Below are 15,285 nucleotides of genomic sequence, written 5' to 3'. Positions count from 1 at the left end.
TTTTTTATTTAGTGAAAAAAGGCTAGAATACAAGTCAACTTTCTTCTCATACTTCCTGTTTTTACTAAGGTTTTTTGCCCTATGTCGAATGCCGTCAGCCCTGAATTAATTAAAACTGTTGTCCTGCTTGCTACCAGTGTCACTATCGTGCCGCTTTTCAAGCGTATTGGCTTAGGTAGCGTGTTGGGTTATTTAGTGGCAGGTTGTTTAATTGGTCCTTCGGTATTTGGCATGATAGAAGATGCGGAATCAGTTCTCCATATGGCGGAACTGGGCGTGGTGATGTTCTTATTCATTATCGGTTTGGAAATGCATCCCGAACGCTTATGGGCAATGAGAAAAGCAATCTTTGGGCGAGGTTTTCTACAAGTAGGGCTATGTGGTGCACTGCTTACCTTTGCCGGTATCTATATATTAAATCTTCCTAAAGAAGTCGCGTTTATTGCAGGTATGGGCTTTACGCTCTCCTCTACTGCTATCGTAATGCAGGTATTAGAAGAACGCGGCATTACGAATACACCAAAAGGCCAACGGGTGATTTCAACCTTAATTTTTGAAGATTTATCCATTGTGCCATTATTGGCTTCTATTGCCTTTTTAACGCCTGAAACCAAACACATTGAACATCAAACCAACTGGACATCTATTGCTATTGCACTCGGCGCCGTTGTCGGTTTAGTGGTTGCCGGTAAATGGTTAATGAACCCTATTTTCCGCTTAATTTCAAAAGCTCACATTCGTGAAATGATGACAGCCGCCGCCTTGCTTGTCGTATTAGGTGCGGCATTAGCGATGGAAGCGAGTGGCCTTTCAATGGCGATGGGCGCATTCGTTGCGGGTGTGATGCTTTCAGAATCCGCATTCCGCCACCAATTAGAAGCCGATATTGAACCATTCCGTGGTTTATTGCTCGGTCTCTTCTTTATGGGCGTGGGAATGTCGCTTGACCTCAGTTTAGTCTTCAATGATGCGGTTTGGTTGTTAGGTATCGTATGCCTTTACATCGTCGGCAAAGCCTTAGCCGTTTATACCGTGGCGCGTATTACAAAACTAGACCGCACCGAATCTGTTGGGCGAATGACCATTATGGCGCACGGTGGTGAATTTGCATTCGTACTCTTCTCTGCTGCAACCACTGCAGGCGTGATGACAAAAGATCAAAATGCGACTTTTACCGCTGCAGTCATTATCTCGATGTTATTCTCCCCATTAATTGGTTTATTAATGCGTAAAATCAACCAACGCAAATCAGCAAATCAAGAGGAAAAAATCGATACTAGCGATCTTGATCCAATTGTGGATTTAGAAGATAGCGTGCTCGTAATTGGTTTTGGTCGTTTCAGCCAAATTGTGTGTCAATCGCTTCTTGTTCGTGGCATTAACGTATCGGTGATTGACCGCAACATCGAGAACATCCGTGCGGCAGCGAAATTCGGTTTTAAAGTTTATTACGGTGATGGTATTCGTCTTGATGTATTACGCACTGCCGGTATCGAAAAAGCTAAATGTGTCGTCATTGGGATTAATGATACACAACGTATTGAAAACATCGTTCAGAATTTGAAAGATGCTTATCCGAAACTCCCTATTTTGGCGCGAACTTATGACCGCAGAACAACCGTGAATCTTATCAAGCAAGATGTGGACTTTATTGTACGTGAGACCTTTGAGTCTGCCCTCACGCTCAGTCATGCAACACTAATGCAATTAGGTATCAATAAAATTGAAGCTGACGAGGTCATTGCAGAAGTTCGTTACTTAGATCAAGAACGATTGAATGAAGAAGTTTTACATGGTTTTTCTACAGACATCATCCGAAAATATTGGATGCCAAAACCTTTCATTAAACCACATTCTGATGCTGAAGCACTCAATGAGGAAACGGCTGAGATCTTAGAAAAAGAAGATGACACCAATGACGAAGCAGCGGTTGAAACCCTTCTTCATGATGATTCTGAAACCGAAAAACAAAAAGAAGTTGAATAATAAAAAAGCCCGATAAATCATTATCGGGCTTTTTATTAGGCTTTCAGTGTTACAATCCAGCAATTATGGATTTGTTTATTACGCTCAAAATCAAGCGGTAAAGTTTTCGCTGAAATTTCGACCGCACTTAATCCCAATTCATCTAACGCCTCAAAGTCCATTTTAAAACCACGTTTATTGTTCGAGAACACGACGGTGCCGTTAGGGCGTAAAATACGTTTGAGGTTACGCATCAATTTAATATGGTCACGTTGTACATCCCAGCTATCTTCCATACGCTTAGAATTCGAGAATGTTGGCGGATCCACGAAAATCAAATCAAACTGTCGATCACATTTCTCTAACCACTGCAAACAATCTGCTTGTATGAGCTTGTGCTGTTTGCCTTCGATATCATTTAAAATCAGGTTTTGCTCTGCCCAGTTTAAATAGGTGTTCGACATATCCACGGTCGTCGTCGATTTTGCCCCACCTAATGCCGCATGCACTGTTGCGGAACCGGTATAAGCAAAAAGATTAAGGAAATCTTTGCCTTTTGCCATTTCGCCAACCATTTTACGGGTTAAACGATGATCTAAGAATAACCCTGTATCCAAGTAATCCGTCAAATTCACCCAAAGCTGAGCGCCGTATTCATTCACATAGAAATATTCGCCTTTATTAGCCAATTTTTCATATTGATTCGTGCCTTTTTGTTTTTGACGCACTTTCAAAATCAGTTTATTGGTTTCAATACCGGTGACTTGCAAGGTTGCAGTCACTGCATCCAATAAACGTTGACGCGCTTTATTTTCATCAATATTTTTGGGTGCGGCATACTCTTGCACCACGATATGATCACCATAACGATCCACCGCTACGTTATATTCTGGTAAATCGGCATCATATAAACGATAAGCATCAAGGCCTTGCTGCTTCGCCCATTTTTCAATTTTCTTGATATTTTTCTGCAAACGATTCGCAAAATCCACCGCTACCGTTGAAGTGCGGTCAAATTCAAGCGGATTTTCAGCCGCACTTTCTTTACGTTCTGAAATTTGATAATTCTTTTGAACACAATCTAACGGACCATTTTTTGCTTTAAATTGACGATGTGAACGCATACGCAAACAATCAAGCAACGTAGATTCACTACTGAAAATCGACGCATTCCAACCACCAAATTCATTTTTAAGACGTTGTCCAAAGACTGAATATAGTGCAATCAAAGCAGGAGTTGTACCTAAACGCTCACCGTAAGGCGGGTTACAAATCACTGTTCCCACTTCATCTGGACTTGGATTTTTTAATGCGGCGACATCACCTTGTTTCCACTGAATTAAGTGTGCTACGCCTGCATTTTGTGCGTTCTTTTGCGCTTTTTTCAGTACGCGATGATCGAGATCGAAGCCATAAAAATGCGGTTTTGGATTTTGATTAAAATAAGTTTCAGCTTGCTGTACCGCTTCTGCTTTCACCTTATCCCAAGCATCTTGATTATGCCCTTTCCAGCAATCAAAGCCCCAATGTAAACGATGTAATTGCGGTGCAATTTGTGCTTCCATCTGTGCTGCTTCGATTAACAAAGTACCCGAACCGCACATTGGATCCACTAATGGTGTCCCTTTTTTCCAACCTGAACGAAGCACTATCGCAGCGGCTAAGGTTTCACGTAAAGGCGCTTGCCCTGTATCTTCACGATAGCCACGTAAATGCAATGCTTCGCCACTTAAATCGAGTGAAACGACAAGTTCTTCTTTATTTAAATAAACATGAATTCGCACATCTGGATAGTCTTTATCCACATTTGGACGCGCTTTCCCTTGGCGTTCAAAATAATCCACAATGGCATCTTTTACACGCATCGCACCAAATTGGGTGTGACGAATTTCTTGGTTTGTTCCGTTGAAATCAACAAAAAATGTAGCTTTCTCATCAAAATAACTTAACCAATCCTGCCCTGTCACAATTGAATACAAGTCTAAATCACTATATACCTTTCCATTTACAATCGGTAACAAAATACGCGAAGCCAAACGTGACCATAATAAGCTGCGATAAAGTGTTTCATCATCAGCCTGAAAATGTACGCCGCCTTGTACAATTTTACATTCCGTTGCACCAAGCTCTGTCAGTTCGACTTTTAATAGTTCTTCAAAACCACGGGCAGTTGTGGCAAATAGTTGTTTCATGCGTTTTCTCGATAGGGAAAAATTGGGCGGATTATAGCACGAAAGTGCGGTTAAATTTGGGGATATTTGAAGAATATTCCCCCTCTTTTGTAAAGAGGGGGCGAGGGGGAGATTTTAATTATTTACTTAAACATTGAGCATAGCTATCAGCGGTGGCTTGAAGGAAATTCGCATAAGAATTTGGACCAAGCTGTACGTTATCGCCAATAGGATCTAAACGACCTACATTGACTTTTGTGCTTTGCGCTAGCGAATCAATCACTTTTGGTGTGAATTGAGGCTCAGCAAAAAGACAATTTACATGGTGTTCTTCAATCTCTTCTTTGATATGAGCAATGGTTTTTGCACCTGGTGCCACTAATGGATTAATGGTGAAATAACCGGTTTGATTTAAACCATAAGCATCATTGAAATAACTATAAGCATCATGGAACACAAAAAAGCCTTTATCTTTAAGTGGCGCTAATTGTGCTTTGATCTTGTCGCTTTGCTCGGTCAACGTGCGGTTAAAATCGGCTAAGTTTTTCGCAATGAGCTCTTTTTTATCTGGGTGTTGTTCTGTTAATTTATCCGCGACTTTCTGTGCCACAATTTGGCTAATGGCGGGTGAATACCATAAATGCCAGTTCACACTTAACCCATTTTCATCAACATCGTGGTGGTGATGATCATGATCATGGTCATGACCGTGTTCGTGTTTATGGTCGTGTCCATGTTTGTGATCATGGCTATGTCCGTGCTCATGCTCATCACCTTCATGGTAATGTTCATGATGAACTTTACTTAAAAGTGGTTTAATTTCTGGAATCGCAGAAATATTGATGACTTTTTTGCTATCAATTTGGCTAATTGGTTTTGCTAAGAAAGCGTCAATATCTTCACCAACCCAAAGCACTAAATCCGCCGATTTCACTTTTTGCACATCTGAAAGTTTTAAGCTGTAATCATGTGGAGAAGCACCAGCAGGCACTAAAATTTGCGTATCCGTTACACCATTAGCAATAGACGATGTAATAAAACCGAGGGGTTTTACGGATGCCAATACATCTGCATTTGCCATCATTGGAAGTGTTAAAAGTGCGGTAGAAATTGCACTCATTTTTAATACTTGTTTCATTTTTGTTTCCTTACTTTTATTGGGAATTATTCTCAAAGCCAACATAGACTACGCTTTTTTGATAAAATTGCAACATTTCAAATTAAAAAAATGAAGTGATATTTCTTCATCTTATTAAATACTTTTATTCATAAAGAAAAAGCAACGTTTTCACGTTGCTCCATTTCTTTATTTTAATAACTTGTCTATTACCCTAGAAACGGCAAAGAATCCAAAGGTTGCGGTGATCATGGTTGCTGCACCAAAGCCATTTGCACAATTCATGGTGGCTGATACTTCACAGCCCTCGCTCATTTTAGGGAAAATCAGAGGCTGACTGGAAAACACCGCATCAACTGCGAACTTACGTTGTGGATTTTGGGTAAAATTAAAATCCTTACGTAAAACTGACCGCACTTTCGCCAATAATGGATCTTGGATCGTTTTGCTTAAATCCGCAATTTGGATTTTGGATGGATCTGTCTGACCACCTGCGCCACCAATAGTAATAATCTTGATTTTATTACGTTTGCAATAGGCAATCATCGCCGCTTTGGTTTTCACATTATCAATGGCATCAATGACATAATCATAGCCACGATTTAAATATTCGGCTTGATTATCCGGTGAGATGAAATCATCAATGACATTTATCACACATTCTGGATTAATCAGCTTAACTCTCTCGGCCATCACTTCTGTTTTAAGCTTGCCAATATTGCCACTCAACGCAGGAAGCTGACGATTAATATTAGTGACACAAATATCATCCATATCAATCATTGTGATCTGCCCTACGCCACTTCGCGCAAGCGCTTCCACCACCCACGAACCTACACCGCCAATACCAATGACGCACACATGAGCCTGACGCAAACGCGCCAAGCCTTCTGGTGTATAAAGGCGACCAATGCCGCCAAAACGTTGTTCGTAGTTATCGACACGAGCCATTATTGTAGAACCCAAACGCGTCCATAGTGTTTTGATAAACCAGCGATGTGACCCGCTTGATCGCCAATACCACGGTATAAATCAAAGTGGTGACCATTTACTGCTCCGCCCACATCAAGTGCCACCATTAAGTGTAATTTGTGTGTGCCCATCCAGTTACCCTCATTATCAATATCAGGTACTTCAACCAATAATACGGTTCCAGAAGGAATGACATTGCGATCAGAAGCAACAGCAGCCATTGGCACTAAAGGCACACCTGCAGAACCTTTCACTTTACCTGTTGGATCGTTTTTAAAGAAAACATAAGATGGATTACGTTCTAACAATTCTCGTACGCGAGATGGGTTTGCTTTCCCCCATTCACGAATCGCTTGAATAGACATTTTTTCTTTTGGAATTTCACCATCTTCTACTAACAAACGACCAACCGCTTGATATTTATAACCATTTTGCCCCGCATAGGCTAAATAATTTAAATTACCATCGCCGTAATCAACATAACCACTCCCCTGTACGCCAAGTAAGAAGTTATCCATCATTGAATCACTATAAGCAAGCTCTAAGCCCTTCCCTGCCAATGCACCATTGTAAATTTCCGCACGACTATAACGTTTATAACTTGGCATCGCATAAATTGGGTATTGGTATTTGCCTTGTGCAGTGCGGCGAGCATGAATAACCGGCGAATAATATCCCGTCATCAAGACGTTTTGATAACCATCAAAACCTTTCATAATTTGAGGGTTAATGCCGTATTGTGCTAATTCATTTACATTTGCTCCTGCAAGCACCCAGTTTGTGATTTTGCCATAATTCGCAGCAAAGCGATTGGTAATTGAGCTTGAGTAGCCACGCACGTTAGAGAGCTGTGTTAAAAAATCACCTTGGTTTACAACCGCACTTTTGTTATCCACAGAAGCCACAGGGCTTAAAATAGCTTGTTGATAAGTACGTCCGCTATACTTTGCCCCAAATTTTTGTGGATCATCGCCCGTTGCTGTACGCGGCAAGCTAGAATTATTTTTAGAAGAGACTTTACTTGGTGCTGAACCACATGACGCAAGCACCGAAACTGCCGCCATTACAGAGAGCATTTTTACAGCGAGATTTTGACGAAATTTCATTCTTATTTTCCTAAATTAAACTAACTCAATACAAAGTTGCATACGCTATCAAAAATTCCCTTTGAGGACTAGCACTATTTCATAAAATGGTTAATTAATATTCATTTTGTTTATTTTCTTAACAAACGGAAAGTCAAATTCAGTTTAAATCTTGCAATAATTTTTGAAACGAGTATATTACGCGCCATCAGACGCGGGGTGGAGCAGCTTGGTAGCTCGTCGGGCTCATAACCCGAAGGCCGTCGGTTCAAATCCGGCCCCCGCAACCAAATTACAAAGCACCGAAATTTCGGTGCTTTTTTCGTTTTTAGATAAAGATAAAATTGAATCGAAATAAAAAGGCACATGTCGTGAAACATTATGCCTTTATCTATCAATCTTATTAGATTTGATACTTTGTTTTATCGCCAATATCAAAATGCAATGGCATTCGCCATTTTTGAACCGCAAGAATCAATAATAATCCCCCAACGATCACCGACAAAATTCGGGCAATCCAACCTCCTTCAAATACCCAAGCAAACCAAAGTGCAGCGACAAATGCAGGTTGTAAATTTAATAGCGGTACTCTAAAACAGAAGTATTCTTTAAAGCATAAACCGCCCAGTGTGACCAATGCGCCACCTAACGCTAATTCATGCCAACCTAAAAGCGCACATAAAAGTGCAAGCCAGGTGGCAAATTGGAATGTTAAGCGGAAATGTTTTAAATAAATATGAAGGGATGACGCACAACAAGTTGCCGCAATCAACACGGCAATTTGAGCCTGTTGAGGATACCAAGTTAAAGTCAAGATGCTAAATGCCGCAATGACAAAACCTGTACGATAAATAATGACGGTGAGTTTATCCCAAACATCCATTGGAGATTGAATATGTGGATCAGCCATGCTATTTCCTTATTTTTGATGATAAAAAGTGCGGTCAAAAACACCCTCATTTTTGACCGCACTTTGCATTGAGATTATTTTAATCGATCTAAAATCTTTTGATGAATTCCACCAAAGCTACCATTTGACATCACAAGAATCTGATCCCTTGGTTTCGCTTCTGCCACAATCATATCGACTAATTTATCAACGCTTCCAGTGTAATGTGCCGGTTGTACACATTGTCCCGCAATTTCAGCCACATCCCATGGAATATTATCTGGTTGTAACATAAATACCGCATCAGCACGTCCAAGCGCTGGCGCAATTTCATCTTTATGTACGCCCATTTTCATGGTGTTTGAACGAGGCTCTAATACGGCAAGAATACGTACGCCACCACCTACTTTATCACGCAACGCAGTAAGTGTCGCCAGAATGGCTTCTGGATGGTGAGCGAAGTCATCATAAACCGTAATACCGTTTACTTCCCCCTTCACTTCTAAACGACGTTTTGCATTGATAAAGCTGCCCAATGCCTGACATGCATCTTCAATTTTGATACCCGCATGGTAAGCCGCCACAATCGCCATTAACGCATTGTGCATATTGTGCTGTCCGACAATATTCCATTTCACTTCAGCCACTTTTTTACCGTGATGGAATACAGCAAATTCTGAACAATCATTGGTAATACGTTCCGCAAACCATTCTTTATCTTTACCGATAAATTGCTGTTCTGACCAACAACCCATATTGAGCGTTTCTTTTACACTCTGCTCATCAGCAAAAGAAAGAACACGTCCTGTAGAAGGAATAGTTCGGATCATATGATGGAATTGACGCTGGATCGCATGAAGATCATCGAAGATATCAGCATGATCGAAGCTGATATTGTTAATGATCAAAGTTTTCGGATTGTAATGTACAAATTTAGAACGTTTGTCAAAGAACGCCGTATCGTACTCATCCGCTTCAATCACGAAGAACTCGCTTTCCCCTAAACGAGCAGATGTACCAAAATTCCCCGCAATACCACCGATTAGGAAACCTGGTTTTAACCCATTTTGTTCTAAAATCCAGGCCAACATACCCGTTGTTGTGGTTTTACCATGTGTACCTGAAACTGCTAACACCCAACGATTACGCAATAAATGGTCGTGTAACCATTGTGGACCTGATGTGTAAGGCAAGGCATTATCTAAAACATATTCCACGCAAGGATTACCACGTTTCATGGCATTTCCGACAATCACCATATCGGGTGCAGGCTGAAGTTGAGCCACATCATAATTGGGAATAATTTCAATGCCCTGCTCTTGTAAAAAAGTGCTCATCGGTGGGTAAACATTGGTATCGGAACCTGTTACTTTATAGCCCATTTGTTTGGCAATCATCGCGACACCGCCCATAAAGGTCCCGCAGATGCCTAAAATATGAATATGTTTCATTGTTCTTCTCTAGTTGCTAAAAATGCTGACTATGATAAATCAACTCAAAGATTGAGTAAATAAGGGCTGTTTACATAAACAGCCCTCTTTCTTATTTGATTCGGTCAAAGCCTGCTTGAAGATCGGCAATTAATTCATCCGTGTCTTCAAATCCAATATGCACACGAATTAATGAACCTGTTAATTTACGCTCAATACCTGGGCGAATTTTCGCAATTTCTTCTGGTTGATTACATAAAATGAGCGATTCAAACCCCCCCCAAGAATAAGCCATTGTGAAAAGCTCAAAATGATCCATAAAGGCGGCAAGCTCTTCATCGTTTAAACGTTTATGTAATTCAAAAGAGAATAAACCGCTTGCGCCGGTAAAGTCACGCTTAAAGTTTTCATGACCTGGACAGCTTGGTAACGCAGGATGATACACTGCTTTAACTTGGGGTTGTTCACTCAACCATTTGGCGATTTTTAAACTACTTTCATGATGTTGTTTTAATCGTACACCTAAGGTGCGAATGCCACGAGCTGTCGTATAAGCGGAATCTGCATCAACCATTTGTCCCATTAAATAAGAATGCTCGCGCAATTTATCCCAAGTACGTGCATTAGCCACAGCAGTACCAATCATAATATCAGAATGCCCCACTAAATATTTGGTCCCTGCTTGAATAGAGATATCAATATCGTGTTCTAACGCTTTGAATAGTACGCCCCCTGCCCATGTATTATCGATCATAACGACGATTTCAGGGCTTACTTCTCGAACCGCTTTAACAATCGCAGGAATATCAGGTACTTCCATCGTTAAAGAGCTTGGCGACTCTAAAAATAAAACTTTCGTATTTGGCTGCACGAGTTTGGCAACATCTGCGCTTATCATGGGATCATAATAGGTCGTATCAATATGCATTTTTTTCAAAATTACATTACAAAAATCTTGTGTCGGCTCATAGGCAGCCCCTGTCATTAAGACATGATCGCCTGTTTCCACAAAGGATAAAATAGCATTTGTTACCGCTGCAGCGCCACAAGGATAAAGGTAACAACCAGCTCCGCCTTCCATTTCACACATTAAATCCTGAAGTGCAAAGTGTGTTAACGTGCCACGACGACCGTAGAAAAGTTCACCCTTGTAACGATTTTTTGTACAATGTTTTTTATCTGCAATAGTTTCAAATACTAAAGAAGATGCACGCTGAACCACGGGGTTAACAGAACCTTGAGTAAAGCGCTTTTTACGCCCTGCATGAACCAGTGTGGTCGATAAGGTATGATGTTCTGACATATATTTCACCTGTAACTTAGACAATATTAATTAATTCAATAGATAAAAACAGCTGTTAAAGTGCGGTTAATTTTCTTAAAATAATCGGCGACTTTTTGCATCCGCAAAATTTTTATTAACTTTCATATAGGAATTATGACTATGGTATTAGTAACTCGTCAAGCTCCAGATTTTACTTGCGCTGCAGTTTTAGGCAACGGAGAAATCGTTAATAACTTCAATTTCAAGAAACACATCAATGGTAAAGCGGCAGTATTATTCTTCTATCCATTAGACTTTACTTTCGTTTGCCCATCTGAGTTAATCGCATTCGACCACCGTTACGAAGAGTTCAAAAAACGTGGTGTTGAAGTTGTTGGTGTATCTATCGACTCAGAATTCACTCACAATGCATGGCGTAATACCCCAACTGAAAACGGCGGTATCGGTGCAGTTAAATATGCATTAGCTGCCGACGTTAAACACGAAATCGCTAAAGCATACGGTATCGAACACCCTGAAGAAGGTGTTGCGTTACGTGGTTCATTCTTAATTGACAAAAACGGCGTTGTTCGTCACCAAGTGGTTAATGACTTACCATTAGGTCGTAACATCGATGAAATGTTACGTATGGTAGATGCATTACAATTCCACGAAGAACACGGTGAAGTTTGCCCTGCTCAATGGGAAAAAGGCAAAGAAGGTATGAAAGACAGCCCTGAAGGTGTTGCTAAATACTTGAAACAAAACGCTGACAAACTTTAATTTTTAAGAAAAAGCCACATTAAGTGGCTTTTTTTATTTTTGTAGATCCTTTAGAATGAGCGTATCTTTAACCAAAGTGCGGTTATTTTTTATGAAATATAATATTCCTATTTTTCTGACGATTCTCCGAGTGATTTTAATCCCATTCTTCGTCGTGGCATTTTATTTACCAATCCCTTCTGCTCCTTTTATTACAACGCTCATTTTCTTTATTGCCGGTGTCACCGACTGGTTTGATGGCTATCTCGCACGAAAATTAAAACAAACAACCCGTTTCGGTGCTTTCCTTGATCCTGTAGCTGATAAAGTGATGGTTATTACCGCACTTGTATTAATTGTGGAATATCAACATTCTTTCTGGATTACTATTCCAGCGATTATCATGATTTCTCGTGAAATCATTATCTCTGCTTTACGCGAATGGATGGCTGAATTAGGTGAACGTAATAAAGTGGCCGTTTCATGGCTAGGAAAAGTGAAAACCACCTCTCAAATGCTCGCTTTAGGTGGATTACTCTGGCGATATAATGTGTATATGGAAACGCTGGCAATTATATTGCTCTATTTAGCTGCGATTTTAACGGTTTGGTCTATGCTCCAATACTTAAAAGCAGCCAAAGGCAGCTTGTTAGATAACATTGAATTATAGAATTGGCTAAATTTTAAATGAAAGGTGCGGTTATTTTAATCGCACCTTTTGTTTTTGAATTATTTTTAACCAATCAAAAACTTTTTTACGAATTTTATTTGACACAATACGATAAATCCGTAAAATACGCCCCGTTGTTTGGCAACAAGCAAACGCGGGAATAGCTCAGTTGGTAGAGCACGACCTTGCCAAGGTCGGGGTCGCGAGTTCGAGCCTCGTTTCCCGCTCCAATTTGCCCGAGTGGTGGAATCGGTAGACACAAGGGATTTAAAATCCCTCGCCTTTCGAGGCGTGCCAGTTCAAGTCTGGCTTCGGGCACCATTTCAAAATTGTACCAGTGGGTCGTTAGCTCAGTCGGTAGAGCAGCGGACTTTTAATCCGTTGGTCGAAGGTTCGAATCCTTCACGACCCACCACTTTAAATCAGCACCTTAACGGGTGTTTTTTTATGCCTAAAATTTAGGATAAAGACTTTCCTACTCTCTTTTTCTAAAAACATATAAAAAAATAACCGCACTCTCGTACGGTTACTTATCCATATTCACTTTAAATGATTAGCCGTGATAACGTCCTACACCTAATTCATCTTCTTTACGAGTACGGTTCATCACTTCTTGTGGAGATTGTGCAATACGTAATCCCATTTGGTCTTCAGTACGCACCACTTCACCACGTAGAGAGTTAGTATAAACATCGGTAATCTTGATATCGACAAACTTACCAATCATATCTGGTGAGCCTTGGAAATTCACAATACGATTGTTTTCAGTACGTCCTGTTAATTCCATAATATCTTTCTTAGACGGCCCTTCTACCAATACACGTTGCTCTGTACCAAGCATACGGCGACTATATTGTGCAGCTTGTTGGTTGATACGCTCTTGTAAAAGATAGAGACGTTGTTTTTTCTCTTCTTCAGTAACATCATCTGGCATATCTGCTGCAGGTGTGCCTGGACGTGCAGAATAGATAAAGCTGAAGCTCATATCAAAATTCACTTGCGCGATCAGGTTCATCGTTTGTTCAAACTCTTCCTTGGTTTCACCTGGGAAGCCAACAATGAAATCTGAGCTGATTTGAATATTTGGACGCACTGCACGTAATTTACGAATGATTGATTTATATTCTAACGCGGTATGACCCCGTTTCATCATGGTTAAAATACGGTCTGAACCAGCTTGTACTGGTAAGTGTACGAAGTCTACCAACTCAGGCGTATCACGATACACATCAATAATATCATCAGTAAATTCGATTGGGTGGCTGGTGGTAAAACGCAAACGGTCGATACCATCAATAGATGCCACTAAACGTAATAATTCTGCAAATGTACAAATACCACCATCAAATGTCGGGCCGCGATATGCGTTTACGTTTTGGCCTAATAAATTAATTTCACGTACACCTTGCTCTGCCAACTGCGCAATTTCAAATAACACATCATCAACAGGACGGCTCACTTCTTCACCACGGGTATAAGGCACCACACAGTAAGTACAATATTTATTACAGCCTTCCATAATGGACACAAACGCAGTTGGACCTTCTGCACGAGGTTCCGGTAAACGGTCAAATTTCTCAATTTCAGGGAAACTCACATCCACCACCGAACTTTTACCGCCACGAATTTGGTTAATCATTTCAGGCAAACGATGTAAAGTTTGCGGACCAAATACAATATCCACATAAGGCGCACGATGACGAATATGCTCACCTTCTTGTGAAGCCACACAACCGCCCACACCAATCACTAAGTTTGGATTTTGTTTTTTTAATTCTTTCCAACGACCTAACTGATGGAACACTTTTTCTTGTGCTTTTTCACGGATAGAACAGGTGTTAAGAAGTAACACATCTGCTTCTTCTGGAATATCAGTTAATTCCAAACCATGTGTATTTAAGAGAAGATCGGCCATTTTTGATGAATCATACTCATTCATCTGACAGCCCCATGTTTTAATATGTAATTTTTGCGTCATATTGCTTAAAAATAAAGATTAGTAAAAAGATAAAATCGGTCGGCTATTGTACAGATTTGTGGCAATTCTGGCTAGTGTAAAATGGACTTTTACCTATTTCGGTATAGAAAAAGTGCGGTTAAAATCATCTAAATTTTAACCGCACTTTGTTTAGTATCCTTCTTCCTCCATATTGGGTAGGAATGTTTTTTGTTTGATTCGTTTTACTCTCGTTTCAATTCGTCCATCTGGGTGTAGCTCAATTTCACGCCAACCTGGTTGTAAGGTATCTAACGCAAAATGATTGCTATCCGGCTTAAATTGAATACAAGTCGCTGGCGTTGCCATGGTTTGATAACCCTGCCAATAGCCATCAACCTGCTGATGAATATGCCCGTATAAAATCCCTTTTACATTGTTGAATTGAGCAAGAACGGCTGAGAAGCCATGTGCATTACGCAAGTTATGCTGATCAAGCCATGCTGAATTCGTTGGTAATAAATGATGATGCAATACGACTAAGCTATGACGTGCTGGATTTTCCGCTAATTTTGTTTTTAACCAATCTAACTGATAAGCACTCAATTCACCATGAGGCACACCGGATACTTGGCTATCTAACAAAATCACTTGCCAATGTTTGCCTAGAAGTAAATGTTTTGACGCATTAATAGGCGATTGGCTTAAATGCTCGACCATTTTAGGTTGAAAATCATGGTTACCCGGAAGCCAAAATACTGACTTATTTAACGGTTTAACCATTTCAACAAATCGCAGATAGCCTTCGTCGCTACTATCTTGTACCAAATCCCCTGTTGCAAGCACGACATCGTACTCAAAAGGCTCCAACTGAATTTCTTTTAACACCTGAGAAAAACTTTCGTGCGTGTTGATACCTAATAAGTCTTTGCTTGTATCTCTAAACAAATGAGGATCGGTAATTTGTAATAATTTGACAACTTCACTCGCAGGTTCGTATTCAAATCTATTGTTCATGGGACTC

The 15,285-nt window shown here is 40.4% G+C and carries 12 protein-coding genes and 4 tRNA genes; 7 read left to right on the top strand and 9 right to left on the bottom strand.

Translation table 11 applies throughout. The features are described from left to right. The first annotated feature begins 81 nt into the window (after positions 1 to 81). Complete coding sequence (locus PARA_RS06750) at positions 82 to 1,986, top strand: monovalent cation:proton antiporter-2 (CPA2) family protein (protein ID WP_014065097.1); 1,905 nt, start codon at positions 82 to 84, stop codon at positions 1,984 to 1,986. A 35-nt stretch (positions 1,987 to 2,021) separates the two neighbouring features. On the opposite strand, the gene rlmKL is transcribed toward PARA_RS06750, so the two are convergent. From rlmKL to mltA, 4 genes are all read right to left on the bottom strand, one after another. Further along, on the bottom strand, positions 2,022 to 4,157 hold the full coding sequence (gene rlmKL, locus PARA_RS06745; RefSeq protein ID WP_014065096.1) for a bifunctional 23S rRNA (guanine(2069)-N(7))-methyltransferase RlmK/23S rRNA (guanine(2445)-N(2))-methyltransferase RlmL: 2,136 nt from the start codon (positions 4,155 to 4,157) through the stop codon (positions 2,022 to 2,024). Between the two features lie 118 nt (positions 4,158 to 4,275). After that, positions 4,276 to 5,274 (bottom strand): zinc ABC transporter substrate-binding protein ZnuA, encoded by a 999-nt coding sequence (gene znuA, locus PARA_RS06740; RefSeq protein WP_014065095.1) that lies wholly within the window; start codon positions 5,272 to 5,274, stop codon positions 4,276 to 4,278. 168 nt (positions 5,275 to 5,442) lie between these two features. Continuing rightward, a complete protein-coding gene (tcdA, locus tag PARA_RS06735) occupies positions 5,443 to 6,204 on the bottom strand; it encodes a tRNA cyclic N6-threonylcarbamoyladenosine(37) synthase TcdA (RefSeq protein WP_014065094.1) in 762 nt (253 codons plus the stop codon). Then, positions 6,204 to 7,331, bottom strand: coding sequence for a murein transglycosylase A (gene mltA, locus PARA_RS06730; protein ID WP_014065093.1), 1,128 nt, complete (start codon positions 7,329 to 7,331; stop codon positions 6,204 to 6,206). Before mltA ends, tcdA begins: the two co-directional genes overlap by 1 nt. A gap of 192 nt (positions 7,332 to 7,523) precedes the next feature. Here mltA and PARA_RS06725 point away from each other — a divergent pair. Further along, positions 7,524 to 7,600: transfer RNA gene (locus tag PARA_RS06725), tRNA-Met, on the top strand. A 113-nt stretch (positions 7,601 to 7,713) separates the two neighbouring features. Here PARA_RS06725 and PARA_RS06720 read toward each other — a convergent pair. From PARA_RS06720 to metC, 3 genes are all read right to left on the bottom strand, one after another. Next, on the bottom strand, positions 7,714 to 8,220 hold the full coding sequence (locus tag PARA_RS06720; RefSeq protein WP_014065091.1) for a DUF2301 domain-containing membrane protein: 507 nt from the start codon (positions 8,218 to 8,220) through the stop codon (positions 7,714 to 7,716). A 74-nt stretch (positions 8,221 to 8,294) separates the two neighbouring features. Beyond that, positions 8,295 to 9,650: a UDP-N-acetylmuramate:L-alanyl-gamma-D-glutamyl-meso-diaminopimelate ligase gene (gene mpl, locus PARA_RS06715; protein WP_014065090.1), complete on the bottom strand. Its 1,356-nt coding sequence runs from the start codon at positions 9,648 to 9,650 to the stop codon at positions 8,295 to 8,297. Positions 9,651 to 9,741: 91 nt separating this feature from the next. After that, positions 9,742 to 10,932 (bottom strand): cystathionine beta-lyase, encoded by a 1,191-nt coding sequence (gene metC, locus PARA_RS06710; RefSeq protein ID WP_014065089.1) that lies wholly within the window; start codon positions 10,930 to 10,932, stop codon positions 9,742 to 9,744. 141 nt (positions 10,933 to 11,073) lie between these two features. Between metC and PARA_RS06705 the strand changes: the two genes are divergently transcribed. From PARA_RS06705 to PARA_RS06685, 5 genes are all read left to right on the top strand, one after another. Further along, positions 11,074 to 11,676, top strand: a complete 603-nt coding sequence (locus tag PARA_RS06705; protein WP_014065088.1) for a peroxiredoxin C — start codon at positions 11,074 to 11,076, stop codon at positions 11,674 to 11,676. Positions 11,677 to 11,767: 91 nt separating this feature from the next. After that, the gene (pgsA, locus tag PARA_RS06700; protein ID WP_014065087.1) at positions 11,768 to 12,325 is read left to right on the top strand and encodes a CDP-diacylglycerol--glycerol-3-phosphate 3-phosphatidyltransferase; all 558 of its coding nucleotides are present in this window, start codon (positions 11,768 to 11,770) and stop codon (positions 12,323 to 12,325) included. Positions 12,326 to 12,479: 154 nt separating this feature from the next. After that, positions 12,480 to 12,555, top strand: a tRNA-Gly gene (locus PARA_RS06695). 4 nt (positions 12,556 to 12,559) lie between these two features. Further along, positions 12,560 to 12,646: transfer RNA gene (locus PARA_RS06690), tRNA-Leu, on the top strand. Positions 12,647 to 12,664: 18 nt separating this feature from the next. Beyond that, positions 12,665 to 12,740 (top strand) — tRNA-Lys (locus PARA_RS06685). A gap of 138 nt (positions 12,741 to 12,878) precedes the next feature. Here the strand turns inward: PARA_RS06685 and miaB are convergent. Both miaB and cpdA read right to left on the bottom strand, forming a co-directional pair. Then, entirely contained in the window at positions 12,879 to 14,303 is a 1,425-nt protein-coding gene (miaB, locus tag PARA_RS06680; protein WP_041918247.1) for a tRNA (N6-isopentenyl adenosine(37)-C2)-methylthiotransferase MiaB, read from the bottom strand. Between the two features lie 150 nt (positions 14,304 to 14,453). Then, on the bottom strand, positions 14,454 to 15,278 hold the full coding sequence (gene cpdA, locus PARA_RS06675; protein WP_014065085.1) for a 3',5'-cyclic-AMP phosphodiesterase: 825 nt from the start codon (positions 15,276 to 15,278) through the stop codon (positions 14,454 to 14,456). Positions 15,279 to 15,285 lie beyond the last annotated feature (7 nt).

This window comes from Haemophilus parainfluenzae T3T1, assembly GCF_000210895.1.
Lineage (GTDB): Bacteria > Pseudomonadota > Gammaproteobacteria > Enterobacterales > Pasteurellaceae > Haemophilus_D > Haemophilus_D parainfluenzae_A.
The sequence above is the reverse complement of the archived record's forward strand: the minus strand, read 5'-3'. Positions and strand labels throughout refer to the sequence as shown.

Coding starts and splice junctions, on each gene's coding strand:
- PARA_RS06750 (WP_014065097.1), top strand. CDS start 82: ATGTCGAATGCCGTCAGCCCTGAATTAATTAAAACTGTTGTCCTGCTT.
- rlmKL (WP_014065096.1), bottom strand. CDS start 4,157: ATGAAACAACTATTTGCCACAACTGCCCGTGGTTTTGAAGAACTATTA.
- znuA (WP_014065095.1), bottom strand. CDS start 5,274: ATGAAACAAGTATTAAAAATGAGTGCAATTTCTACCGCACTTTTAACA.
- tcdA (WP_014065094.1), bottom strand. CDS start 6,204: ATGGCTCGTGTCGATAACTACGAACAACGTTTTGGCGGCATTGGTCGC.
- mltA (WP_014065093.1), bottom strand. CDS start 7,331: ATGAAATTTCGTCAAAATCTCGCTGTAAAAATGCTCTCTGTAATGGCG.
- PARA_RS06720 (WP_014065091.1), bottom strand. CDS start 8,220: ATGGCTGATCCACATATTCAATCTCCAATGGATGTTTGGGATAAACTC.
- mpl (WP_014065090.1), bottom strand. CDS start 9,650: ATGAAACATATTCATATTTTAGGCATCTGCGGGACCTTTATGGGCGGT.
- metC (WP_014065089.1), bottom strand. CDS start 10,932: ATGTCAGAACATCATACCTTATCGACCACACTGGTTCATGCAGGGCGT.
- PARA_RS06705 (WP_014065088.1), top strand. CDS start 11,074: ATGGTATTAGTAACTCGTCAAGCTCCAGATTTTACTTGCGCTGCAGTT.
- pgsA (WP_014065087.1), top strand. CDS start 11,768: ATGAAATATAATATTCCTATTTTTCTGACGATTCTCCGAGTGATTTTA.
- miaB (WP_041918247.1), bottom strand. CDS start 14,303: ATGACGCAAAAATTACATATTAAAACATGGGGCTGTCAGATGAATGAG.
- cpdA (WP_014065085.1), bottom strand. CDS start 15,278: ATGAACAATAGATTTGAATACGAACCTGCGAGTGAAGTTGTCAAATTA.